Below are 23,867 nucleotides of genomic sequence, written 5' to 3'. Positions count from 1 at the left end.
ACGCTTCACTTGATATCCACGCCGACCCGAAAGGACTCCACGTGACCCGACGACTCCTCGGCACGCTGTTCGCCATGCTGACCGCATCCGCCCTGGTCGGCGCCGTTCCCGCGGAAGCGGCGACGACCACCTTCGCCGGAACGGTGGCGTTGTCGAACTGCTCCGGGTCGGTGGTCAAGCCGCCCGAGGCGAGCCTCGACGACCCCGCCCTCGTCCTCTCCAACGGGCACTGCCTCCAGGAAGGTTTCCCGGACCCTGGAGAAGTAATCGTCAACAAGCCCTCGTCACGGACCTTCAGCCTGCTGTCCAAGGACGGCCGTTCGTCACTGGGCACGCTCAAGGCGAAGAAGCTGCTCTACGCGACGATGACCGACACCGACGTCTCGCTGTACCAGCTCAACACCAGCTATTCCCAGATCCGAGCGACCTACGGTATCGCCCCGCTGACACTCTCGCCGACCCGTCCTTCGGCCGGCGTCGCGATGGACGTGGTCTCGGGGTACTGGAAGAAGATCTACTCGTGCAACATCGACGGCTTCGTCCACGAGCTGCATGAAGCGGACTGGGTCTGGAAGGACTCGATCAGGTACACCTCGGCGTGCAAGACGATCGGCGGGACCTCGGGGTCGCCGATCATCGAGACCTCCACCGGGAAGGTCGTCGGCGTCAACAACACCGGCAACGAAAGCGGTCAGCGGTGCACGATGAACAACCCGTGCGAGGTCGACGCCGCCGGGAACGTGACCGTGCGGAAGGGCATCAACTACGGGGAGCAGACCTATCAGCTGACCTCCTGTCTTTCGCGTAGTGAACTGGACCTGGCGAACCCGAACTGCAAGGCGCCGAAGCCCTGACTCCCCTCACCTCGAGTGCTATGAAAGGTCCTTTCCTTGCAAAATTTGCAAGGAAAGGACCTTTCATAGCACTTTGGCAAGCTCACCCGGCGCGGACGACGGGCACCAAACTCGGCCAGGCGGGCTCCGCACCGACGGGCGCGTCCCCGATCAGCTCCAGTACGTGCGCCAATCGCCGGCGGCCGGTGATCCGCAGCAACGCCTCTTCCCCCTTGAAGACCTTCGCCGGGACACCCAGCTGGGCCAGCGCCGTGACCAGCCGCTCGTGCGTCTCCGGCGCCTCCGGATCGAGCGCGAGCAGGTAGCCGTTGCCCTGCGGGCTGCCCGCCGCCAGCGCCCACATCCTCAGCATCGCGCCGTCGAGCCGGAACCCGTCCGGCAATACCTTTTCTTCACCTCGGTTCCAGCGCCGTTCCAGTGGCAGCAGATCGACGCGGAACGGCGTTCTCACCAGCGGCCGTCCGCATTCGGCTGCCGAGACCTGCGCCTCCGCGCCGCGACGACGGCATTCCCTGGCCAGTGCGCGCGCTCTCCACGGCTCGTCGACCACGGCGGACAGCCGCGCGGCCGTCCGGCCGAAGCCCGCCATCCGCCCGGGCCCGCACAGCACCCCGGCGAGGTCGGCGAGCCCAGGCCCGCTCGCCTCCGCCGAGAAGAGCGAGATCGTCCCGTCCACCCGCACAGAATAGAACACAAGTTCGACTCATGGCCAGTGATGGACCGCTGACTCACCGCGATTGCTTGACCAAATTCTGGCAAGCGGGGATCCGGCTGGCCGCCGCGGCGAGCTGAGGCACGTCGTTAAGGCCCCTGAGAAGGTCGAGGCGGTCGAGTTCGTCGAGGGACGTCCTCGCGTCGCGAAGCGCCGCCTTCGTCGCCTCGGGATCACTTGAGGAGTCCAGGCGTTGACGTACATCGTCGGCGCGAGCGCGAATGCCGTCGAGCTGGGCTATGGCGGCGCTTCGCGAGGCATCGCCGCCGGCGACCGGGGACGGTCCGAGGGTCCCGAGCGCGGCGGACGTGCGGTTCAGCCCCTCGACCACCGAGGCCATCAGGTCGCTGGAGGTCCGGGACGCCTGCTGCGGCGTGCTGGGGTCGACGCTGGGCAACGTCGTCAGTGCACGCACGAAACTGCCCGCCGCGCCGCAGTATCCCTCCGCCCAAGCGGAGGCGGGGTCGGCCTGCGACGCGCTGACCGTCGCGAGACCTTCTTGTCTGGCGTGGGAAGTCACCGCGGGCTGCTGCCCGCACCCGGCGAGGCCGAGTCCGATACCTGTTGCTAGCGCGGCAAGGACGGTGAACCGCGGCCGCACGAAAACACCTCCCGACCTGACGACTTCCCAGTTGGCCCCCGACGGTACCGATACCGGTGGGCATTGCAAATCAACGTGACGTCAAGAACGTTCAGGAAGGCAGCTTCTTGCAGTTCGGGGCCTGCCCTGCCAGCGCTTTCAACGAAGCGTTCGTTTCCAGCTGCTGGAACGGGTCGGGCATGTCGTTGATGTCGGAGCCGATTTGCCGGAACGACACCGCCGCGGCCGCCGCGGCCATCTTGTCGTCCTTCGGTGCGGCGTCCAGTTTGGTCTTCGCCGCGACGACCTTGTCCCGCAGCGGTGTCAGCGCGTCGACGATGCTCTCGCGCGCGGTCTCGGCTTCCGCGCTCGGCGCCGGGCCGAGTCCCTTCAGCCCGGTGACGGCGTTGTCGAAACCGGGAGCGAAGACGGCGAAGGCATCGTCCATCGCCTTGCGCGCGCTCGAGACGTCGCCCTGTTCGACAGCGGGCATCTTGAAGTCACCGATCTTCGCGAAGTCGATCAGCGAACCGCAGAAGCCGTCCATCCATTGGCTTCCGGCCACGGCGGCGGGAGAAGAAGAAGGTGCCGGCGCGGCGGGCGGCGGCTCGCCCGCGCAGCCGGTCAGCAGGAAGGCGGCGGCGAACAGGGTCAACGAACGCCTCATGGCAGCGACTCCCCGGGTCAGGATCGGTGTGACGCGCAGAGATTAGCCTGCCCCGGAAAAACGCCGGGCCCGCCACGGAAAACGTGGCGGGCCCGGCGGGTGGGATTTCTCGGCGTTACGCCTTCGCTTCCGCGGGTGTCTCGGAGAGAACCGATTCACGCCGCTTGGAGACGACGATCGCGGCCACGATGATCGCGACGGCGACCAGCGAGATCCCGATGCGGATGCCGACGTTGGCGTCCGGGCCGATCGAGAACTGCACGACCGCCGGGGCGATCAGCACCGACACCAGGTTCATCACCTTGATCAGCGGGTTGATCGCCGGACCGGCGGTGTCCTTGAACGGGTCACCCACGGTGTCACCGATGATGGTGGCCTCGTGCGCGTCCGAACCCTTGCCTCCGTGGCTTCCGTCCTCCACGAGCTTCTTCGCGTTGTCCCAGGCGCCACCGGAGTTGGCGAGGAAGATCGCCATCAGGGTGCCGGTCGCGATCGCACCGCCCAGGTAACCGGCGAGCGCGCCGGTGCCGAGACCGAAACCGACCGCGATCGGGGCGAAGACCGCGAGCAGGCCGGGAGTGGTCAGCTCACGCAGCGAATCGCGCGTGACGATGTCGACGACACGGCCGTACTCGGGCCGCGTAGTGCCCTCCATGATCCCCGGGATGTCGCGGAACTGGCGGCGCACTTCGTAGACGACCGCGCCGGCGGCACGGGACACCGCGTTGACCGCGAGACCGGAGAACAGGAACACGACCGCCGCGCCGATGATCACACCGACGAGAGTCTCCGGGCCGACGATGTTCGCGATGAACTCCTTGCCGTCGCCGATCGCCTTGGTGATCGCGTCCTGATAGGACCCGAACAGCGCCGTCGCCGCGAGGACCGCCGTGGCGATCGCGATACCCTTGGTGATGGCCTTGGTGGTGTTGCCGACCGCGTCGAGCTCGGTGAGGATCTGCGCGGCGTCCTCGTCGACGTCACCCGACATTTCGGCGATGCCCTGCGCGTTGTCCGAAATCGGGCCGAAGGTGTCCATCGCGACGATGACACCGACGGTGGTGAGCAGACCCGTACCGGCCAGCGCCACGGCGAACAGCGCGACGCCGCCACCGACCAGGAAGGCTCCGAAAACGGCCGCGCCGATGACCAGCGCGGTGTACACGGCGGATTCGAAACCGACCGAGATACCGGCCAGGATCACCGTCGCCGCACCGGTTTCCGACGACTTGCCGACTTCCTTGACCGGCTTGTACTCGGTGCCGGTGTAGTACCCGGTGAGCTTGAGGATGACCGCGGCGAGCACGATGCCGATGATCACCGAGAGGGTCGCGATCAGCGCCGGATTGCCGGACTTACCGGCGAATGCCTGGCCGAACTCGGAGAACGAACCGGGCAGGTAGACGAATGCCGCGATCGTCGAGAGCACCGCGGAAATCCCCGCGGAGATGTAGAAGGAGCGGTTGATCGTGACCAGACCGCCTTCGCCCACCTTGGCCTTGGTGATGTAGACACCGATGACCGCGGTGATCACGCCGATGGCGGGAACGATGAGCGGGAAGATCAAACCGTGCACGCCGAAGGCGGTGCTACCCAGGATCAGCGCCGCCACGAGCATGACCGCGTACGACTCGAAGAGGTCCGCCGCCATCCCGGCGCAGTCGCCCACGTTGTCACCGACGTTGTCGGCGATGGTGGCCGCGTTGCGCGGGTCGTCCTCGGGGATGCCCTGTTCGACCTTGCCGACCAGGTCCGCGCCGACGTCGGCGGCCTTGGTGAAGATACCGCCGCCGACACGCATGAACATCGCGATCAACGCGGCACCGAAACCGAAGCCTTCCAACACCTTCGGGGCCTGTCCGGTGTAGACCAGGACGACCACCGCGGCGCCGAAAAGGCCGAGACCGACGGTGATCATGCCGACGACGCCACCGGTGCGGAAGGCCAGGCGCATCGCCTTCTCGCGACCTCCGGCCTCACGCGAAGCGGCCGCGACCCGCAGGTTCGCCTGCGTCGCCAGCCACATGCCGAGATAGCCGATCGCGAAGGAGAACCCAGCGCCGACCAAGAAGAAGAGGGACCGGCCGATCTTCTCGTTCCAGTCATCGGCCGGCAAAGCGAAGAGCAGCACGAAAACGATCGCACCGAAGATCGCGAGAGTGTTGCGCTGCCGTTTGAGATAGGCAGCCGCGCCTTCCTGCACTGCCTTCGCGATGTCCTGCATCTTGGAGGTGCCCTGGCCTGCGGCCAAGACCTCCTTCATCAGAACGTAGCCGATGACCAGTGCGGCAAGGGCGACCACGGCGACTACACCGACGATGGTGTAGCCACCTCCGGAGAGCGTGAGATCGCTCGCCGCGAGGAACTGCCGGGACATTCGTCCTCCTGGAGACGTCGCCGTTGGCCAACGACGATCCGCCGATGGAGCCGGCGTGTCGACGTTGGCATGGAGATCTGAGCCGAACGTCACGCTAGTCGCACTGCAAGGCACGTCTCACATGACGCTCGCCACAGACGGTGTGGATTGCGGGAGTGTATTGGTAGTGGGATGGCGGGCGGCAAGGCGTCCCCGCCACCGTACGTTCCGTTACCTTGTGAGGCTGATCACTGTATCGATCATCCGCGGCCCGTCCCGGTGCTCGACCTGGTCGGCGGCGGCCGTTTTCTGTCGGTGCGCTGTGCGAAGCTCTGGAGGTGGACGGCACGGCGGAATCCGGCAAGGGCCGACGGCTTCTCGACCGCGCGACGGCGGGGATCCCGGCTTCGCTGTACCCGGTCACCCATGTGGCGGAACTGCCCGCTCGCCCAGCGGATTCGGTGGACTGGCCGGAGTGGGTGGCGGCGCCGGTCGCCGAAGCGCTGACGGCGAACGGGGTCAAGGCGCCGTGGCGGCATCAGGCCGAAGCCGCGTCGCTGGTCCGCGATGGCAGGCACGTCGTGATCTCCACCGGCACGGCGTCGGGGAAGTCGCTCGCGTACCAGTTGCCCGTGCTCTCGACCCTTGTCGAGGACGAGCGGGCCTCGGCGCTGTACCTGTCCCCGACCAAGGCACTCGGCGCCGATCAGCTGCGCTCCGTTTCCTCGTTGGAAATCAAGAAGGTGCGCGCGGCGTCGTTCGACGGTGACACTCCGCTGGAGGAGCGGGACTGGGTACGCGCGCACGCGAACTGGGTGTTCACCAACCCGGACATGCTGCATCGCGGGATCCTCTCGTCGCACGCACGGTGGTCCCGGTTCTTCCGGCGGCTCTCGTACGTCGTCATCGACGAATGCCACAGTTATCGCGGCGTCTTCGGTTCCCATGTGGCGCTGCTGATGCGCAGGCTGCGCCGGGTCGCCGCGCATTACGGCGCTTCACCGGTCTTCGTCCTCGCGTCGGCGACGACGGCGGACCCGGCCGCGTTCGCCTCGAAGCTGTCCGGGCACGACTGTGTCCCGGTCACCGAGGACGGCTCGCCGCGCGGCTCCCGCACGGTCGCGTTGTGGGAACCCCCGCTGTTGTCGGAACTTTCCGGTGAGAACGGGGCACCGGTGCGGCGCTCGGCAGGCGCCGAGGCTTCGCGGATCCTCGCCGAACTGGTCATCGAAGGCGCCCGTTCGCTGGCTTTCGTCCGGTCGCGGCGAGGCGCGGAACTGACCGCGCTCGGGGCGCGCCGGATTCTGTCCGAAGTGGACGGTTCCTTGGCGGAGTCCGTCGCCGCGTATCGATCCGGATACCTGCCGGAAGAACGCCGTGCCCTCGAAGCGGCGTTGTTGTCCGGCCGGTTGCTCGGTGTGGCGACGACGAACGCACTCGAACTCGGCGTCGACATCGCGGGCCTCGACGCGGTGGTGCTCGCCGGTTATCCCGGCACACTCGCGTCGTTCTGGCAGCAGGCCGGGCGAGCCGGGCGCGCGGGTGACGCGGCGCTGGTGGTGTTCGTGGCCCGCGACGATCCGCTGGACACCTATCTCGTGCACCATCCGGCCGCGATCCTGGACCGGCCGGTGGAAGCCGCCGTCCTCGACCCGTCGAACCCGTATGTGCTGGCACCGCAGCTGGCCTGCGCCATCGCCGAACTCCCGCTGACCGAACCGGAGGTCGCGGCCTTCGGCGGTGACGCGGCGCGGGCCGTGCTCGCCGATCTGGTGAAGGAGAAGATCGTCCGGCGCCGGACGAGCGGCTGGTACTGGACTTCACGCGACCGGCCGCATGCCGACGTCGGCATCCGCGGTACCGGCGGCGAGCAGATCGCCGTGGTGGAGGCCGATTCCGGGCGGATGCTCGGCACGGTCGATCCGGGTTCCGCCTGCTACGCGGTACATCCCGGCGCGGTGTACCTGCATCAGGGTTCGTCCTATGTGGTCGACGAACTGGATCTGGAGACCGGTCTGGCCATGGTGCACGCGGAGGATCCGGACTGGACCACGTCGCCGCGCGAGATCGTCGACATCAGTGTGCTGCGCACCGAAGAGACCAGGGTGTACGGCGGGGTCACGGTGAATCTCGGCGAGGTGTCGGTGAGTTCGCAAGTAGTCGGCTACTTGCGGAGGCGACCCTCGGGTGAGGTGCTGGACCAGACACCGCTGGACCTGCCGGAGCAGAGCCTGCACACCCGCGCCGTCTGGTACACGATCTCGGCGGAGCTGCTCTGCCCTTCCGATGGCATGGCGGGGACCGGGGGCCATCGGTCGGGGACCGAAGTTCTGGAGCCGGTGGGGACCGGAGGCTCCAGGGTGGGGACCAAGGATCTTGGCGGGACACCGGGGACGGGCGCCGAGTTGGATCCGGCGCGCGTCCCCGGTGCCCTGCATGCCGCCGAGCACGCGGCGATCGGCCTGCTACCGCTGTTCGCTACGTGCGACCGCTGGGACATTGGCGGGGTGTCGACCGCGTGGCACGAGAACACCGGGGAGGCGACGGTGTTCGTGCACGATGGCCATCCCGGGGGTGCGGGATTCGCCGATCGCGGATTTGCCGCGATTGTCCCTTGGCTGGCCGCAACGCGGGAGGCGATCGTTTCCTGCGAGTGCCCGGCCGGCTGCCCGTCCTGCGTCCAGTCGCCGAAGTGCGGGAACGGCAACGATCCGCTGGACAAGGCGGGGGCAGTGGCCGTTCTGGACACCGTGCTCGGGGCTTTGCGTCAGCACGGGCCGCAGTCAGGCCACTTGGTGGTTCAGAAGTGAGGTGGCTTGAAGTTGTGGGTTGATCAGGCGGCGGTGGTCAGGGTCGCCACGGGGGTGGCGGCCTTGTCACCGGCCAGCGCACGGACGAGTACGTCGTGCACGTCGGCGGCCGCGGGCAGCTGCCAGCCCCAGACCTCGGGCTTGACCCGCCAGTGCACGACACCGTGCTGGAACGGCGACGGGGGCAGCGGGATGTAGTCGTTCGCGCCGTGCCACTGGATCGAGGCCTGCGCGGCCAGTTCCTGCGGGATGCTCGCGGCGACGGTGGTGAGGAACAGCCAGCGGCCGTTCGGCATCGCGACGATCGGGGCCGGGTGACCGGTGGCGCGCAGCAGGCGGGCGGCCCGCTTGCCGAGCTGGTCGTCGACCTCGACGGCGTCCAGCACGGTGCCGGTGGCCACGAGCAGGCTGTGGGTGTCGTCACCGAACCAGGTGGCGACCTCGTGCGGGTGGGTCTCGATCAGTTCACGCCAGTTGTCCTGTGCCGGGACGGGACGCCGCCAGGTGAGGTCGTCACCTTCCGGGGTGAGCGCGGCGGGCTCCGCACCCGGGAGCACCGGCCAGCCACGCCAGGCGAGGCCGATCGCCTCCGCCCGCATCTCGATGCGGAAGGCGCCCCGCCAGCTGTCCGGCCAATTCGCGTCCAACATTACTGCCCCTGCCTCAGGTCAACTCTGTCCTGTGTCCGTGCCACCCGGCGACCTTCTCGAAGTGGCGCACATCTCAATAAACGGCAAGTTGCACATCGGGAGAAGCCCTCACGCGACAACCGGCGGTTACTTAGCGATGAACGCGCGGTGATCCGACAGGACGGACCGAACGCCGCACGTCCGGTGAACGGGCGGACGCGACCGGTGCCGCACCGTTCGTCGCAGCTGAGCAGGGCATCTCGCCCAGGTGAGCACGGTCGCGACGGACGGCGCGCGACCGTTCGGCGGGGCGCTGATCATGACTTCGACCGCTCGCCGCGCATCAACGACCGCTGCTCGCGCCCGGTGGTTACTCGCCCGTACTACCGGCCGGTCACCCTTTGGCCGACCGTTCACCGTGCGACGTCCGTCACGGTGGCCGGTCGACCGGGCCCGCCCTCGCCCTCGCCTCCGCCTGTCCCAGGGTCGCCAGGTGTCCCGGCACCGCCGACCGCACCTCGACCAGCGCGTCTCCTCGCTCCCAGCGGCAGGTCAGCAGCGTGACCGACATCCGGACGGTGACCTGCCGCGCCCGGTCGCAGGCCGCGCCGGGACCTTCCGTCGCGTGCGAGGCCGCGGCGAGCGCCGCCAGATCGGCGGCGGCCTCGGTGTGATGGCGGGTCGTGACGGCGGCGCCGATCCAGAAGGTGAACACGGCGACGGAGATCAGGACGGCGACGATCGAGGCCGTCCAGGCGGTCGCGACTCCGCGATCGTCCGCGCTCACGGCCCGCCGCCCGGCTCGGCGACCGGTTCGGCGACCTGTTCGGCGATCGCGAAGGCGTGAGAGCGCAGCCGGATACCCGGCAGCAGTCCGGCCGCCGGTTCGGCCTCGACACCGACGGTGATGGCGTCGCCGTCGCGGACGACGTCCAGGCGGGCACCGGACGGCGCTATCTCCCGCACCGCCTGTTCGGCGCGGGCGGGGTCGCCGCGGGCGAGGAGCCTGGCCGCCTCGCGGGCGGCGTCGGTGCAGCGGAGCTGATCGGCGGCGACCCCGATCCCGGCCAGCAACAGGGCCGAGACGAACGTCAGCGCGCCGATGCCGAGCGCGGCCTCCACCGTGACGGACCCGCGGTCGCCGCCGGGCATCAGGACTTCACCGACAAGGCCCGCTCGATGAGCGCGGTGAGCCCGGCGACGACGGCGTCGCTGTTGACGATCAGGTAGAGCACACCGGCCAACGCGGCGGCGGCCAAGGTGGCGATGGCGTACTCGACCGTCGCCATGCCGTCGTCCTCGCGGAAGGTAGGGAACTTGTTCATGGCTAACGCCTTTCGGTCAGAGGATTCCGTCGAGACGCCCGGCGAGGCCGAGCACGACGGGCAGGACACCGAGACAAAGAAACGCGGGAAGGAAGCACAAACCGATCGGCGCGGCCAGCAGAACCCCGGCCCGTTCGGCGCGTTCCTCTGCTTCGGCGGAAAGCGACTCGCGCAGCCGTCGCGCGAGGTCCTTCGCGTGAGTCGCCAGCGCGGTGCCCGCCCTCGCGGTGCGCACCGCGGCGACGGACAGTTCGGTCAGACCTGGCCGGTCACGGACCGGCGCCCAGGCCTCGGCGGATCCGACGCCCACGGCGAGGTGGGACGCCACCGAACGCAGTGCCGCGGCGGTCGCCGGTGAGGCGCTCGGCCCGACGGCCTCCAGCGCGACGGGCACCGGCAACCCACCTGCCAGACAGGCGGCCAGCAGGTCGAGGGTGGCCGCCGAGCGGAGAAGTTCGGAGACACCTTTGTCCCTGGACGCTCGTTCCCGCAGCCACGTGAGGAGACGTCCCGGCCGCGCGGCGACGCGGGGCCCGACACGCGGCCAGCAGCAGACGGCTCCGCCCAGCAGGAGCAACGCCGCTCCGGTCAGCACGGCGCCACCCGCCCGGTGAGGGCCCGGCACCAGGCCGTGCCCGCCCAGATCAGCCCGCTGCCCACGATGAGCAGCAGCTGGCCCGTCCCTGTGCCGGTGAGGACGCTGACCGGGCCCGCCCCCATCACCTCGCCGAGCGGCAGGCACACCAGCGGCAGGACGGCGAGCACGGCGGCACTCGCCCGGGGACCGGCCATCTTGGCCTTGAGACGACGGCGGAAGCCGATCTCCGCCTCGGCGTCCCGCCGCGCGGCATCGAGGACGTCGGCCATCGGAAGCCCGTACCGGCCGGCGAGGGCCCACGCGTTCACCAGTGCCGTTGGTGCGTCCGGATCGGCCGTCTCGCCGCCGAGCCGGGCGGCCGCGATCAGTCCGCGTAACCGTCCGGACGACGCGGGCAGCACTTCCGCCGCGGCTTCGGCCGCCGCCACCGGATGGGCGCCCGCCCGGAGTTCCCCGACCATCGTCCGCAGCACGGACGCGGTGAGTTCGGCTTCGGCCAACGCCGCCTTCGCGCGTGCCCGATGCCGGTGCTCCTGGCGAACGGTCAAGGTGAGCACCAGCGTCGCCGTCGCCCAGCCGATCCCGAGAACCGGCAGAACGAGCAACGCCGGCAGGGGCCACCACCTGGCGCGAACGGCCGCGGGAAGGCGCCAAGCGAACGGAGTGCGAGCCACCGCCCTCGGCCAGCAAGCCAGCCCCGCGCCGCAGGAAAGGAGGAGCCAGGGGTTCATGCCGCCATCTCCTCGAACGGTGTCTCGTCGCCGATCCAGTGGCCTTGGCTCCACACCGGGACGACTTTGGCCTCGCCTCGCAGTGACCGCAGTACGCCGACCTCGTCCAGCCGCCGGATGCCGCTCGGCAGGCGGCGCATGTGCAGGACGACCCGCACCGCCGCGGTCAGCTGGCTGTGCAACGCGTCCCGTTTCAGGCCGCCGAGGGCGGCCAGCGCTTCCATCCGGGCCGGGACCTCCGACGGCGAATTGGCGTGCAGGGTGCACGCTCCGCCCTCGTGTCCGGTGTTCATCGCGTTGAGCAACGCGCAGACCTCCTCGCCCCGCACCTCACCGACGACCAGGCGGTCCGGACGCATGCGCAGCGCCTGTCGCACCAGTTCGCCGAGGCCGATCTCGCCGGCGCCTTCGACGTTGGGTGGGCGGGCGATCAGGCTGACGAACTGCGGATGGTCCGGTTGCAGCTCGCCGGCGTCCTCGACGCAGACGATGCGTTCGGCCGGGGGCACCGCGCCGAGCAGTGCGGAAAGCAAGGTCGTCTTGCCTGCCCCGGTCCCGCCGGACACCAGGAACGCGAGCCGTCGCCGGATGACCGAATCGAGCAGGGCGGCACCGCTGCTTCCGAAGACCCCACGCAACCGCAACGCGGCGAGATCATGGGTGGCTGGACGCAGAACGCGAAGCGAAAGGGAGGTTCCGGCGGGCGCGATCGGCGGGAGCACCGCGTGCATCCTGATCCGGCCGTGCGGCCCGACTCCCGGCAGCCAGCAGTCGGTGAACGGTTGCGCGTCGTCCAGCCGCCGCCCGCCGGCGAGGGCGAGCCGCTGGGCCAGCCTGCGGACCGCCTCCTCGTCCGCGAAACGGACGTCCGTCCTTTTGAGACCCCCACCGGTGTCGGTCCAGACCTCGTCCGGCGCGGTGACGAGAACGTCGGTGGTGCCGGGGTTTTCGAGCAGCGGGGCGAGCGGTCCGGCACCGACGAACTCGTCGCGGGCCAGCCGGACCGCTCCGAGGACGGCGTCCTGACCGAGCGCGCCACCCGCTTCGGCGCGGACCGCCCGCGCGACGCTCACGGGATCCGCCGTCACGGCCGATCCGGCCAGCCGCCGCCGTACCCGTTCGACGAGATCGTCGGTCATCGCAAGGCACCGGCCAGATCTCCGCGCGCGGCGGCGAGGACCTCGGCGGCGGCCGTGGCCAGATGTCCGCGATGCCTCGGGACGAACTCGCCGCGGTCGAGCGCTGTCGAAAGGGACCGTTCGCGGCCCATCGACGTGATCAGCGGGGCGCCGACGGCGTCGGCGATCTCCTGCGGGATCAGCCCGGCGGGAGACGGCCCCCGGACGGCGACACCGATCCGTGCCGCGTGGGGTTCGACCCTGGCGAGGACCTGTCTCGCCGCCGCGCAGGCACGCAGTTCCGCGGGGACGACGACCACGACCAGATCGGCCAGGCCGAGCACGGTGGCCGTCTCGGCGCCGAAATACCTCGGCAGATCGCAGACGACCGTCCGTCCCGCCCGACGTCCGGCGCACAACACACCCTCGATCGCATCCGGGCCGGGACCGCGCCCTTCCCTTCCGTAGGACACAAAGGACAGTGCCCCGGTGGCGTACCGTTTTCGCGGCAGGGTTTCACTCAATGCCGTCATGGACACCCGGCCGCCGAGGTCGAGTTCCGGCCAGCGCGGTCCGCGATCGCGTTCGGCGGCGAGGAGGACGTCGACGCCGCCGCCGAGCGGATCGCAGTCGACGAGCAGACCACCGCTCCCCGATTTCTCCGCCCGGTACGCGACGGCGGCCGCCAGTACGGAGGCTCCGGCTCCGCCCCGTCCGCCGATGACCCCGATGACGACGCCGTCGTCCCGCGCCGGTCCGTCGACGACGTCCGCGAACGCGCCGATGAGGTCGCCTTCCTCGTCCGGCAGCGAAAGGACCTTCTCCGAACCGGTGTTGAAGGCGCGCTCCCACGTCACCGGCGTCGGCGCGCCTTTGCAGACGAGCAGGACGTTGTTCCGCCGCAGCAGGCGGTTCGGCGTACTCGCGGCTTCTTCGTCGAGCACGACGAGCGGCGCGCGTGCCCACCTCCCGCGAGCGGCGTCCAGATCGGGCGCGCGTTCGACCTCGCAGCCCGCGGCCGCGGCCACGCGCAGAATCTCGTCGAGCAGGACGTCGTCTCCGGCGACGACGAGCGGATGTTCCTCGGCCATGACTCCCCCGGGGGTTCGGTCGGATTCGGTCTGTGACACCACGGTCGCGCCGGGTCCCGGCAACGCACAACGCCATTCCGCCGTACCTGTGGACAACCGGGGTGTTGTGGACAACTCCGGCACGGGAAACCGATTTCCGATCCGTTTCCGTCGTACCCTTCTGACACACTTTCCGGTTTTTCCACAGCGCGCATACCCGTTTCGTTTTCCAACCTGGACGGAAACGAAAAATGTTGGCAGCAAAGGGAAATTCGCGATCAAGGGCCGATTCGGCGTTGTCTCAGTGAGGTTTTCGTGCGCCGACAAGGTCTGAACCATTGGCGCAACGGGAAGTCAGGCGGCGACCCCCGCCAGGGGGGAGGGACGGGGGCCGCCTGGGGTTCAGCCCCGGGGGGTCGGACTGAACCTGGGCCCGGTGCAACACCGGACAATCTCACTGTAACTCCGGTACCGGCCCGTTGCGGTGCGCACCGGTACCCACAATTCGGTAACGGCACGACGCGCCGGATCCGATGTCCGGTCGTGAATTTTCCACCGCCGTATCCCGATCGTGGTCGACCAACCGGCGAGCCGCCGTCCGGCTCTCCTATCCTTGGCGAGTGGCCCAATCCAGCACGACACCGAGCCCGATCGCGGCGTTCTTCGATCTCGACAAGACGATCATCGCGTCCTCGAGCGCTCTGGCCTTCAGCAAGCCTCTTTTGCGCGAAGGCCTGATCAACCGCCGAGCCGCGCTTCGCAGCGCGTACGCCCAACTCGTCTTCTCGCTCGCGGGTGCGGACGCGGCGAAAACCGAACGCATGCGAGCCGAGGTTTCCGCGCTGTGCACCGGATGGGACGTCGCTCAGGTTTCCGCGATCGTCCGCGAAACGCTGCACGACGTCGTCGACCCGCTCGTCTACGCGGAGGCCGCCGAACTGATCTCCTCGCATCGCGCGGACGGTCACGACGTCGTGGTGCTTTCGGCGACCGGCGAAGAGGTCGTCGCCCCGGTCGCCGAAATGCTCGGCGCGACGCGCAGCGTGGCCACGCGGATGCAGATCGTGGACGGTCGTTACTCCGGCGAAGTCGATTTCTATTGCTACGGCGAGAACAAGGCCGTCGCCGCGAAGCAACTCGCGGCGACCTACGGCTACGACCTCGCGCAGTGCCACGCGTACACGGACTCGAGTACGGACATCCCGCTCCTCGAGGTCGTCGGAAGGCCGCACGCGGTCAACCCCGACCGCGTCCTGCGCAAGCACGCGACCGAACAGGGCTGGGAGATCCTCACGTTCGAGCGCCCCATGTCGTTGCGAACCCGGATCCCGGCCAAGTCGGCGGGCCTGGTCGCGCTCGGAGCCGTCGCCGCGGGCGCCACCTGGTACGGCTACAACCGGCGCAAACGCACCCGCTGAACGCATACCCGCACGGCGGTACCGAGCGGGTTTTCGCAGTCAGGGCCGCGAATTGTCCGTCGCGGAGGGTGCCCGTGTCACTAGATCGAGCCTCTGTACCGGTGCACCCGTCTGCGCACTTGAAGTGACCCGGCTCACGGCGTAGAAAGTAGGTGCGGACGTTCGGTCGGCCAGGGAACAGGTAGAAGAGAAGCCTGTTCCACCCCGGCGAATCTCCGTGTGCGGACACCGGGTACCCACGCGCAGCGCGCCGCGGGAGGCTCGTCGTCTAGGGACTGCGTACCGGGACGCCGGACGCCGAGTCCATGAAGGTACGACCAGAGTTGCACGCTTGGTCGCCCGAGTTGCCCGCACTGACTGGCGGCGCCCGCCGGCTTCGGCCGACGGGCGCCGCCAGTGTTTTGCCCGTCTTTTGCGTCGTGACCGGTCCGGTCACGACCCGGCGACGCCTCCGTTTTCAAGCGTGACCGGCCCCTTCGCGTCCCTTTGTGTATGAACGGACCGTTCGCGGGGGTGGCTGATGGACAAGCAAAGTGCTCGTGGGTAGCTTCCGGATATCAGTGCTTCCGGGTGGACTTCTTTCCACCTGAGAGTCAGGCACGAATCTGGGAGGCTTGAGGTGACGACCCGAACCGCGCACGCCCGTCATCGGAGGATCCATGCGCTCGCCGTACCCCTCGCGGGTCTGCTCGTCCTCGCCGTCTCGGGCGTTCCGGCGACCGCACAGCCGGTGACCGCGGACGTGGAGGCGCAGCGGACGCTGCGCGGGCTGACCCTGGAGCAGAAGGTCGGGCAGCTGTTCGTCACGTGGGTGAACGGGAAGTCCGCCGACGAGGTCAACGCCAAGAACAAGGCCGACTTCGGCGTGGACACCCCCGCGCAGGTGATCGAGAAGTACCACCTGGGCGGCGTCATCTACTTCAACAACGACAGCCGCGACAACTTCGACGACCCGGTACAGGTCGCCAAGCTGTCGAACGGGCTCCAGCGGGCGGCCATCCGCAGCGGTGCCCACATCCCGCTGCAGATCGCGACCGACCAGGAGGGCGGCACGGTCACCCGGATGGGTGCCCCCGCCACCGAACTGCCGAACGCGATGGCGATCTCGGCCGGCCGCGACACCGCCGCCGCGCAGGAGGCCGCCCGGATCCTCGGGCACGAACTCCGCGCCGTCGGCATCAACCAGGACTTCGCCCCCGACGCCGACGTGAACTCCAACCCGGCGAACCCGGTGATCGGCGTCCGCTCCTTCTCCGGCCGCCCGGATCTGGCGAGCGACTTCGTCGGAGCCCAGGTCAAGGGCTTCCAGGACTCCGGCCGCCGCACCGAGACCGTGTCGGCCGCCGCGAAGCACTTCCCCGGCCACGGCGACGCGGCCACCGACAGTCACCTCGAACTGCCCCGGATCGACCGGAGCGAGGCCAGCTGGCGCGAGACCGACGTGCCGCCGTTCAAGGCCGCCATCGCGGCGGGCGTCGACTCGATCATGAGCGCGCACATCCAGTTCCCGAGTCTCGACCCGTCCGGCGAGCCCGCCACGCTGTCGAAGCCGATCCTCACCGGCAAGCTGCGCGGGGAGCTCGGCTACCGCGGCGTCGTCGTCACCGACTCCCTCTCGATGGACGCCGTGCGCGAGATGCACACCGACGCGGAGATCCCGGTACTGGCGCTCAAGGCGGGCATCGATCAGCTGCTGATGCCGGTGCACCTCGACCTCGCGATCAACTCGGTGCTCGACGCGGTCCGCAAGGGTGAGCTGACCGAGCGCCGCATCGACGAGAGTGTCCTGCGGATCCTCAAGCTCAAGCTGAACCGCGGCATCCTGACCTCACCGTTCGTCGACCCGGCCAAGGTGATGTCGAAGGTCGGCGTCCCGGCCAACCTCGCGACCGCGCAGGGCATCGCCGACCGGTCGATCACCGCGATCCGCAACGACGGCGGTGTCCTGCCGCTCAAGCAGCAGCCCGGGAAGACGCTCGTGACCGGCTGGGGTGTGAGCACGACGACCTCGCTGGCCGCGAAACTCACCGCGCACGGCACGCAGGCGACAGCGCTGCAGACCGGCCAGACCCCGACCGACGCGCAGATCGCGCAGGCCGTCGCGGCGGCCGAGAACGTCGACCTCGTCGTCGTGCTGACCAACAACGTCGGCACGTATCCGTTGCAGGGCAAGCTGTTGCAGGCACTGGCCGACACCGGGAAGCCGGTCGTCGCGGTCGCCGCCCAGATCCCCTACGACGCCGGTTACGAGAACCCGATCAAGACGTGGCTCGCCACGTACGGCTACATCTCGCCGTCGCTCGAAGCGCTGGCGAAGGTGATCCTCGGGAAGGTGAAGCCGCAGGGCAAGCTGCCGGTCGACGTCCCCGCCGGCAAGGACGTGGGCACGGTGAAGTACCCCTTCGGCCATGGGCTGACCTGGTGAACCTCAACCGCCGCCACTTCCTCGCCACCGGGGCGCTGGCCGTCCCGGCGCTGACGGCCGCGTCCTCGGTCGCGCAGGCACAACCCCAGGTCGAGGGCCAAGGCGAGAGCAAAGGTCCCCCGCTCACCCGAACCGGGGCGGACGTTCTCGCGGCCATCGGCTGGGCGCCGCTGGCGGGCCGCAAGCTCGGCGTGCTGTCGAACCCGACAGGTGTCCTGGCGAGCGGTGATCACATCGTCGATTCGATGGTCGCCGCCGGAGTCCGCCCGCTCGCCGCGTTCGGCCCCGAACACGGTTTCCGCGGCAGTGCGCAGGCGGGCGGTTCCGAAGGCGACTACACCGATCCCCGCACCGGCGTCCCCGTGTACGACGCGTACGGCGTCGACGCGACGAAGCTGGCCGGGATGTTCACGAAGGCGGGCGTCGACACCGTCGTCTTCGACATCGCCGACGTCGGCGCGCGGTTCTACACCTACATCTGGTCGCTATACACCGCGATGGTCGCGGCGGCCAAGGTCGGCGCGGCGGTGGTCGTGCTGGACCGGCCGAACCCGTTGGGCGGCAAGGCCGCCGGGCCGATGCTGAACCCCGCGTACGCCTCGGGGGTCGGCCGGAAGCCGATCGTGCAGCAGCACGGCATGACCGTCGGCGAACTCGCGCGGTTCTTCGCCGCCGAGTTCCTCCCGGCCGAAGGGGTCACTCCGGGCAGGCTCGAGATCGTCGAGGTGCGCGACTGGCGGCGTGACCAGCTCTTCGCTCGCACCGGGCTGACCTGGGTCCCGCCGAGTCCGAACATGCCGACGCCGGACACCGCGCTCGTCTACCCCGGCACCGGGATGTTCGAAGGCACCGTGTTCTCCGAAGGCCGCGGAACCACCAGGCCCTTCGAGATCATCGGCGCGCCCGGCCTCGACTGGCGCTGGCGCGAGAAGCTCGGCGAACTGCGGCTTCCCGGTGTGAAGTTCCGTGAGGCGTACTTCGTGCCGACGTTCGGCAAGTTCGTGAACGAGCCGTGCGGTGGCGTGCAGGTGACCATCACGGACCCGCGGGCGTTCGACGCCATCCACACCGCGGTCACCATGTTCGTCACCGCCAAGCAGGTGCACCCGGACAAGTTCAAGTGGCGGCCTGACAACTTCCTCGACAAGCTCTCGGGCTCCGACAGGCTGCGCACGATGATCGACAAGGGCGCCGGGGTGGCCGAGATCGTCGGGTCCTGGCAGGCCGAACTGGCCGAGTTCGACCGGAAACGCCGTCGCCATCTCATCTATCGCTGAGGGACGGCGGACCTGAAGATGCATCCGAAAAGTGACCGAACGTGTGAACCCGCCCCGGCCGAAGGCCCCGCTATCGCGGTGCCACGGCGCCGTGGCCGCCACCTTGACCTGAAAGACCAGGTCCGCGCCGTGGCGACGTCGATCGCGGCCGCGGGTTCCCCGACTAGCGCTGAGGGGAACGACCTTGCGTGTTAGGAAGATCCTGATCGCGGCTGTTTCCGTCCTGGTCGCGGCGACCACGCTGTCGACGGCGGGAGCACAGGCGATTCCGGGGAACGAACAACAGCGAGACCGTGCGGCGGGCCGGTTCGACAAGCCGCGCGAAGGCTTCGCGCCCGCGTCCACGGTGCTGCGCGACGGGGTGCCCGGTGACGTCGGGCTCGACCCGGCGCCGATCAAGTCGGCCGAGCGGTTCATCGAGAGCTGGACGAAGCCGGACGCCACCGGGCATCCGCACTTCTCCGGAGCGGTCGGCCTGCTGGCGCACGACGGTGTGGTCGTCGAACACCAGGCCGTCGGCGGTGCCCTCCGCTACGCCGACTCGAATGGCACCGAACTGCCGCCCGAGCAGCAGGTCCCGATGCGCGCGGACACGATCTTCGACATGGCCTCGATCTCGAAGCTGTTCACCTCCATCGCGGTGATGCAACTGGCCGAGAGCGGGAAGCTGGACATCTCGGCACCGGTGGTGCGGTATCTGCCGGAGTTCGGGGTGAACGGCAAGGAGGCCGTCACCGTCCAGCAATTGCTGACCCACGTGTCGGGTTTCGCCGCGACGCCGTCCCCCTCGTTGTGGGAGGGGTATCCGGACATCCCGTCACGCCGGAAGGCCGTCCTCGACAGTCCGCTGAAGAACCCGCCGGGCAGCACGTACCTCTACTCCGACATCAACCTGCTGACGCTCGGCTTCCTGGTCGAGAAGCTGGCCGGTGCGCCCTTGGACAAGGTGGTCCAGGACCGCATCGCGACTCCGCTGGGCCTGGCCGACACCGGGTACAACCCGCCCGTGTCGAAACTCGCCAGGGTCGCGGCGACCGAGTACGCCGCGAAGCCGCCTCGAGGGCTCGTACGCGGGGTAGTCCACGACGAGAACGCGTGGTCGCTGGGCGGCGTCGCCGGGCACGCCGGTGTGTTCTCCACGGCAGGCGACATGGCCGTGCTGGCACAGACGATCCTGAACGGCGGCGCGTACCGCGGGCACCGGATCCTGCGCGAGGAGACCGTGCGGGCGATGCTGACGAACTACAACCACAAATTCCCCGACAACTCCCACGGACTCGGCTTCGAACTCGACCAGCCCTGGTACATGGGCGCGCTGTCGGCGCCCTCGACCGCCGGGCACACCGGGTTCACCGGGACGTCGCTGGTGATCGACCCGCTGTCGCGGTCGTTCGCGATCCTGCTCACCAACCGCGTGCACCCGACGCGGAACTGGGGCTCGATCAACCTCGCCAGGGAGAGGTGGGCGAGTTCGCTCGCGAAGGCGATGGCGGTCCGCCCCGTACGGGGGCGGGACGCCTGGTTCAGCGGCGCGGGCGACGTCTCCACGGCCACGCTCACGTCCCCGCCGCTGCCGACCCGTGGCGGGCCGCTCAAGGTCTCCTTCGACACCTTCGTGGACACGGAGGGACCCGCGGATTCGCTTTTCTTGGAAATAAGTACCGACGGCGGAGTCACCTGGAAAACGATTACTCTGCGTGCAAACGGACCAGGTGCTCCCGCTGGAGATCAAACCGGCCTCGGCGGGCATGGCCACCGGGCTTGGTGGCGGGTCGCCGCCGAGGTGTCACAAAGCTCACAAATCACCCTTCGCTGGCGTTACACGACCGACGCTCGTTACACCGGCCGCGGAATTTCTTTGGATGGTGTGAAAGTCACTGAACGCGGCCACATACTGCTGGACAGTGAGCATAATCCGCCTACTTTCGTCGCTACCGGCTGGAAATTGAGCACTAGGTAGCCGGGCCGCTCCGCTGCGCTGACCGGCCTGCCCCGTTGACCGGGACACAGCCCCTTGCATCGCGACACTAAGTTGCCAAGTCGTTAGCTCGACCTCGTTAACGGCCTCGACCTGGTTAGCGACTTTCTGGTCAACGATTAATCGCAAATCGAATCCGCAGACACGGATAGGTTGCGATCTTCCTGAAGGGTGTGGGTAGCCTTGTCGCAGATGCCAACGGTTAGTAACTTTCCCACGGTGGGCGATACCGAATCCGTAATCGCGGCCGCACCGTCCGAGGCCGTGCCGGCGCAGCCGACACGGGACGCTGACGCGAGCCCGCTTGTCCGGATCCGCTCACTTCTGCCTGGGCTCGCCCGGGCGGAGCAGCGCGTCGCGAAGGTGGTCCTCGAGGACCCGGCGACGGTCGCGCGGCGCAGCATCACCGAGGTCGCGCTCGCGGCCAACACCAGCGAAACCACCGTCACGCGATTCTGCAAGGCTGTCGGCGTCGGCGGATACCCGCAGCTCAGGATCGCCTTGGCGGCCGACACCGCCCGCACGGAGGCCCGGTCGAGCCGGAACCTCGGCGGCGAGATCGGCCCGGAGGACGACCTGGCCGCGGTCATCGGCAAGGTCAGCTTCGCGGACGCGCGTGCCGTGGAGGAGACCGCCGACCAGCTCGACATCCCGTCGCTACAGCGTGTGATCGATGTCCTGGCGGGTGCGGGCCGTGTCGACGTCTACGGCGTCGGCGCGAGCGCGTTCGTGGCCGCGGACCTGCAGCAGAAGCTGCACCGCATCGGCCGGGTCAGCTTCGCCTGGTCCGACACGCACATCATGCTGACCTCGGCCGCCGTGCTGAGCCCCGGAGACGTCGCGATCGGCATCTCCCACACGGGCGCGACCACGGACACCGTCGAGGCCCTGCGTGTGGCGCGCGAGCACGGCGCGATCACCGTCGCCGTGACGAACTTCCCCAGGTCGCCGATCACCGAGGTCTCCGACCACATCCTGACCACGGCGGCGCGTGAGACGACGTTCCGCTCCGGTGCGACGGCCAGTCGCATCGCGCAGCTGACCGTCATCGACTGCCTGTTCATCGGTGTCGCGCAGCGGCACATGGACGCGTCGGTCAACGCTCTCGACGCGACCAGGGACGCGGTTGGTTCGCACCGGCTGGGCGTACGGCCCGACGGCAGGCGGCGGCCGCGGGAAACCGGCAAATGAGCGAAAAAGTGAGGCGCATGATGACCGTCCCACGCCAAGTGGTGCACGTCGACTCGCCAACCGAACAGCGCAATCCACGGACGACCGACATCGATCTGATGTCGACCATGGGCATTCTCGGCGCGATCAACGCCGAGGACCGCCGGGTCCCCGAAGCCGTCGCGGCGGTTCTGCCGCAGGTGGCTGGGGCGGTCGACTTCGCCGTGGAGGCGCTGCGGTCGGGGCACCGCGTGCACTACTTCGGGGCAGGTACCTCCGGCAGGCTGGCGACGTTGGACGCGGCGGAACTCGTGCCGACGTTCAACGTGCCCTCCGACTGGTTCATCGCGCATCACGCGGGCGGCGCGCGCGCTCTGCGCCAAGCCGTCGAGGACGCCGAGGACGACGCGAAAGCCGGAGCCGCCGAAGTGGCCGAGGATGTCGCGCCCGGTGACTTCGTGCTCGGGCTGACGGCTTCCGGCCGGACGCCCTACGTGCTCGGCGCTCTGGCCGCGGCCAGCCGTCGTGGCGCCCGTACCGCCCTGGTTTCGGGCAACCCGGCCGCGGTGCTGCCACCCGGTGTCGATGTCCTCATCGCGGTGGACACCGGCCCGGAAGCGATCGCCGGGTCGACGCGGATGAAGGCGGGCACGGCGCAGAAGATCATCCTCACCGCGTTCTCCACCGCGACGATGATCAAACTCGGCCGGACGTACTCGAACCTGATGGTCAGCATGCGCGCGACCAACGCGAAGCTGCGCGGACGGACCATCAGGATCCTGCGCGAGGCCACCGGCATGAGCATGGCGGACTGCTCCGACGCGCTCACCGAGGCCGACGGTGACCTGAAGGTCGCGCTGGTCCATCTGCTGTCCGGCGAGGACGTCGCGAACGCGGCGAAGGCGCTGGCGGCCAACGATGGCCACGTACGCAAGGCTCTCGACTCCCTGCGGGTGCGCGCGAGCTGAATCACCACCGATTGCCCATCATCTGCTCGGCTGCTTAGGCTCTCAGGTATTCGTGACTGAGAGGTCGGGTGGTCGTGAGCACCGGCGGACGAACCCGTTCATCCCGACGCCTCGCACTCACGCGACGCGAACGGGTGTCCGTCGCCGGAATGGCCGGATTCATCCTGCTGCTCAACGTCGTGGGCTGGGGGGTCCTGACGCTTTTTGTGGCGCCGCGCGGCTATGAGCTCGGCGCCACGGGCGTTTTCGGGATCGGCCTCGGCGTCACCGCTTTCGTTCTCGGGACGCGGCACGCGTTCGACGCGGACCACATCGCCGCGATCGACAACACCACCCGCAAACTGATGGCCGATGGCCAGCGGCCGCTTTCGGTGGGTTTTTGGTTCTCCCTAGGGCATTCGACGATCGTCTTCCTGCTGTGCCTGTTGCTGTCGCTCGGTGTCCGCGCGCTCGCCGGCGCCGTCGAGGACGACTCTTCGGTGTTGCACGAGGCGACCGGGCTGATCGGCACGTCCGTTTCGGCGGTGTTCCTGTACGTCATCGGGATCATGAACCTGGTGGTGCTGGTCGGCATCGTGAAGGTGTTCCGGCGGATGCGGCGGGGCGAGTTCGACGAAGCGGCGCTGGAACGGCAGCTCGACAACCGCGGCTTCATGAACCGATTGCTCCGTGGTGCGACGAAGGCCGTGCGCAAGCCTTGGCACATCTACCCCATCGGCCTGCTGTTCGGCCTCGGCTTCGACACCGCGACCGAGGTCAGCCTGCTGGTGCTCGCCGGCGGCGCGGCCGCGTTCTCCCTGCCCTGGTACGCGATTCTGGTGCTGCCGATCCTGTTCGCCGCGGGAATGACGCTGTTCGACACCGCCGATGGTTGCTTCATGAACTACGCGTACGGGTGGGCCTTCGCGAAGCCGGTGCGGAAGATCTACTACAACCTGACGGTGACGGCGCTTTCGGTCGCGGTCGCGCTGCTCGTCGGGACGATCGAGCTGATCTCGATCCTCACCGAACGACTCGGGATCACGACCGGACCGCTCGCGGCGATCGGGGCGCTGAGTCTGGACTACGTCGGCTACGCGGTCGTAGCGCTCTTCGTGCTTACGTGGCTCTTCGCGCTCCTCGTATGGCGCTTCGCGCGTATCGAGGAGCGTTGGTCGGCCCGGCTGCCCGCGAAGTAGGCC

General features: G+C 68.9%; 21 protein-coding genes. 9 read left to right on the top strand and 12 right to left on the bottom strand.

Going from position 1 to position 23,867, the window contains the following annotated elements; genetic code table 11:
• The first annotated feature begins 41 nt into the window (after positions 1-41).
• Entirely contained in the window at positions 42-854 is an 813-nt protein-coding gene (locus tag ACZ7KI_RS09045; protein WP_470272616.1) for a S1 family peptidase, read from the top strand.
• Positions 855-936: 82 nt separating this feature from the next.
• Here ACZ7KI_RS09045 and ACZ7KI_RS09040 read toward each other — a convergent pair whose 3' ends face one another.
• The 4 genes from ACZ7KI_RS09040 to ACZ7KI_RS09025 all read right to left on the bottom strand — a co-directional run bounded on the left by ACZ7KI_RS09040 (position 937) and on the right by ACZ7KI_RS09025 (position 5,190).
• Positions 937-1,548: a hypothetical protein gene (locus ACZ7KI_RS09040; protein WP_470272615.1), complete on the bottom strand. Its 612-nt coding sequence runs from the start codon at positions 1,546-1,548 to the stop codon at positions 937-939.
• Between the two features lie 34 nt (positions 1,549-1,582).
• A complete protein-coding gene (locus ACZ7KI_RS09035) occupies positions 1,583-2,167 on the bottom strand; it encodes a hypothetical protein (protein WP_470272614.1) in 585 nt (194 codons plus the stop codon).
• 91 nt (positions 2,168-2,258) lie between these two features.
• Positions 2,259-2,813, bottom strand: a complete 555-nt coding sequence (locus ACZ7KI_RS09030) for a hypothetical protein (RefSeq protein WP_470272613.1) — start codon at positions 2,811-2,813, stop codon at positions 2,259-2,261.
• Positions 2,814-2,928: 115 nt separating this feature from the next.
• Positions 2,929-5,190, bottom strand: a complete 2,262-nt coding sequence (locus tag ACZ7KI_RS09025; RefSeq protein WP_470272612.1) for a sodium-translocating pyrophosphatase — start codon at positions 5,188-5,190, stop codon at positions 2,929-2,931.
• Positions 5,191-5,507: 317 nt separating this feature from the next.
• Between ACZ7KI_RS09025 and ACZ7KI_RS09020 the strand changes: the two genes are divergently transcribed.
• Positions 5,508-7,979 carry a DEAD/DEAH box helicase gene (locus ACZ7KI_RS09020; RefSeq protein ID WP_470272611.1) on the top strand — a complete coding sequence of 824 codons (2,472 nt, stop codon included), beginning with the start codon at positions 5,508-5,510 and terminating at the stop codon, positions 7,977-7,979.
• A 23-nt stretch (positions 7,980-8,002) separates the two neighbouring features.
• Here the strand turns inward: ACZ7KI_RS09020 and ACZ7KI_RS09015 are convergent, their stop codons facing one another.
• From ACZ7KI_RS09015 to ssd, 8 genes are all read right to left on the bottom strand, one after another.
• Positions 8,003-8,629, bottom strand: coding sequence for a bifunctional DNA primase/polymerase (locus ACZ7KI_RS09015; protein ID WP_470272610.1), 627 nt, complete (start codon positions 8,627-8,629; stop codon positions 8,003-8,005).
• 409 nt (positions 8,630-9,038) lie between these two features.
• Positions 9,039-9,395 carry an Rv3654c family TadE-like protein gene (locus ACZ7KI_RS09010; RefSeq protein WP_470272609.1) on the bottom strand — a complete coding sequence of 119 codons (357 nt, stop codon included), beginning with the start codon at positions 9,393-9,395 and terminating at the stop codon, positions 9,039-9,041.
• Positions 9,392-9,760: a TadE family type IV pilus minor pilin gene (locus tag ACZ7KI_RS09005; protein WP_470272608.1), complete on the bottom strand. Its 369-nt coding sequence runs from the start codon at positions 9,758-9,760 to the stop codon at positions 9,392-9,394. The genes ACZ7KI_RS09010 and ACZ7KI_RS09005 overlap by 4 nt, the downstream gene beginning before the upstream one ends.
• On the bottom strand, positions 9,760-9,933 hold the full coding sequence (locus tag ACZ7KI_RS09000) for a DUF4244 domain-containing protein (protein ID WP_465460094.1): 174 nt from the start codon (positions 9,931-9,933) through the stop codon (positions 9,760-9,762). Before ACZ7KI_RS09000 ends, ACZ7KI_RS09005 begins: the two co-directional genes overlap by 1 nt.
• A gap of 16 nt (positions 9,934-9,949) precedes the next feature.
• Positions 9,950-10,528 carry a type II secretion system F family protein gene (locus ACZ7KI_RS08995; RefSeq protein ID WP_470272607.1) on the bottom strand — a complete coding sequence of 193 codons (579 nt, stop codon included), beginning with the start codon at positions 10,526-10,528 and terminating at the stop codon, positions 9,950-9,952.
• Positions 10,522-11,262, bottom strand: coding sequence for a type II secretion system F family protein (locus tag ACZ7KI_RS08990; protein WP_470272606.1), 741 nt, complete (start codon positions 11,260-11,262; stop codon positions 10,522-10,524). Before ACZ7KI_RS08990 ends, ACZ7KI_RS08995 begins: the two co-directional genes overlap by 7 nt.
• Positions 11,259-12,401, bottom strand: a complete 1,143-nt coding sequence (locus ACZ7KI_RS08985) for a TadA family conjugal transfer-associated ATPase (RefSeq protein WP_470272605.1) — start codon at positions 12,399-12,401, stop codon at positions 11,259-11,261. The genes ACZ7KI_RS08990 and ACZ7KI_RS08985 overlap by 4 nt, the downstream gene beginning before the upstream one ends.
• Complete coding sequence (gene ssd, locus ACZ7KI_RS08980) at positions 12,398-13,471, bottom strand: septum site-determining protein Ssd (protein WP_470272604.1); 1,074 nt, start codon at positions 13,469-13,471, stop codon at positions 12,398-12,400. Before ssd ends, ACZ7KI_RS08985 begins: the two co-directional genes overlap by 4 nt.
• A 599-nt stretch (positions 13,472-14,070) precedes the next feature.
• Between ssd and ACZ7KI_RS08975 the strand changes: the two genes are divergently transcribed.
• From ACZ7KI_RS08975 to nicT, 7 genes are all read left to right on the top strand, one after another.
• Entirely contained in the window at positions 14,071-14,868 is a 798-nt protein-coding gene (locus ACZ7KI_RS08975; protein ID WP_470272603.1) for an HAD family hydrolase, read from the top strand.
• Between the two features lie 619 nt (positions 14,869-15,487).
• Positions 15,488-17,293 carry a glycoside hydrolase family 3 protein gene (locus ACZ7KI_RS08970; RefSeq protein WP_470272602.1) on the top strand — a complete coding sequence of 602 codons (1,806 nt, stop codon included), beginning with the start codon at positions 15,488-15,490 and terminating at the stop codon, positions 17,291-17,293.
• Positions 17,290-18,570 (top strand): exo-beta-N-acetylmuramidase NamZ family protein, encoded by a 1,281-nt coding sequence (locus tag ACZ7KI_RS08965; RefSeq protein ID WP_470272601.1) that lies wholly within the window; start codon positions 17,290-17,292, stop codon positions 18,568-18,570. Before ACZ7KI_RS08970 ends, ACZ7KI_RS08965 begins: the two co-directional genes overlap by 4 nt.
• Positions 18,571-18,754: 184 nt before the next feature.
• On the top strand, positions 18,755-20,530 hold the full coding sequence (locus ACZ7KI_RS08960; protein ID WP_470272600.1) for a serine hydrolase domain-containing protein: 1,776 nt from the start codon (positions 18,755-18,757) through the stop codon (positions 20,528-20,530).
• Positions 20,531-20,740: 210 nt separating this feature from the next.
• Positions 20,741-21,739, top strand: a complete 999-nt coding sequence (locus tag ACZ7KI_RS08955) for a MurR/RpiR family transcriptional regulator (RefSeq protein WP_470272599.1) — start codon at positions 20,741-20,743, stop codon at positions 21,737-21,739.
• 17 nt (positions 21,740-21,756) lie between these two features.
• Positions 21,757-22,686, top strand: coding sequence for an N-acetylmuramic acid 6-phosphate etherase (locus tag ACZ7KI_RS08950; RefSeq protein ID WP_470272598.1), 930 nt, complete (start codon positions 21,757-21,759; stop codon positions 22,684-22,686).
• 74 nt (positions 22,687-22,760) lie between these two features.
• Entirely contained in the window at positions 22,761-23,864 is a 1,104-nt protein-coding gene (nicT, locus tag ACZ7KI_RS08945; RefSeq protein ID WP_470272597.1) for a Nickel transporter NicT, read from the top strand.
• Positions 23,865-23,867 lie beyond the last annotated feature (3 nt).

It is taken from the genome of Amycolatopsis sp. NPDC039088 (assembly GCF_055598845.1).
The sequence above is the reverse complement of the archived record's forward strand: the minus strand, read 5'-3'. Positions and strand labels throughout refer to the sequence as shown.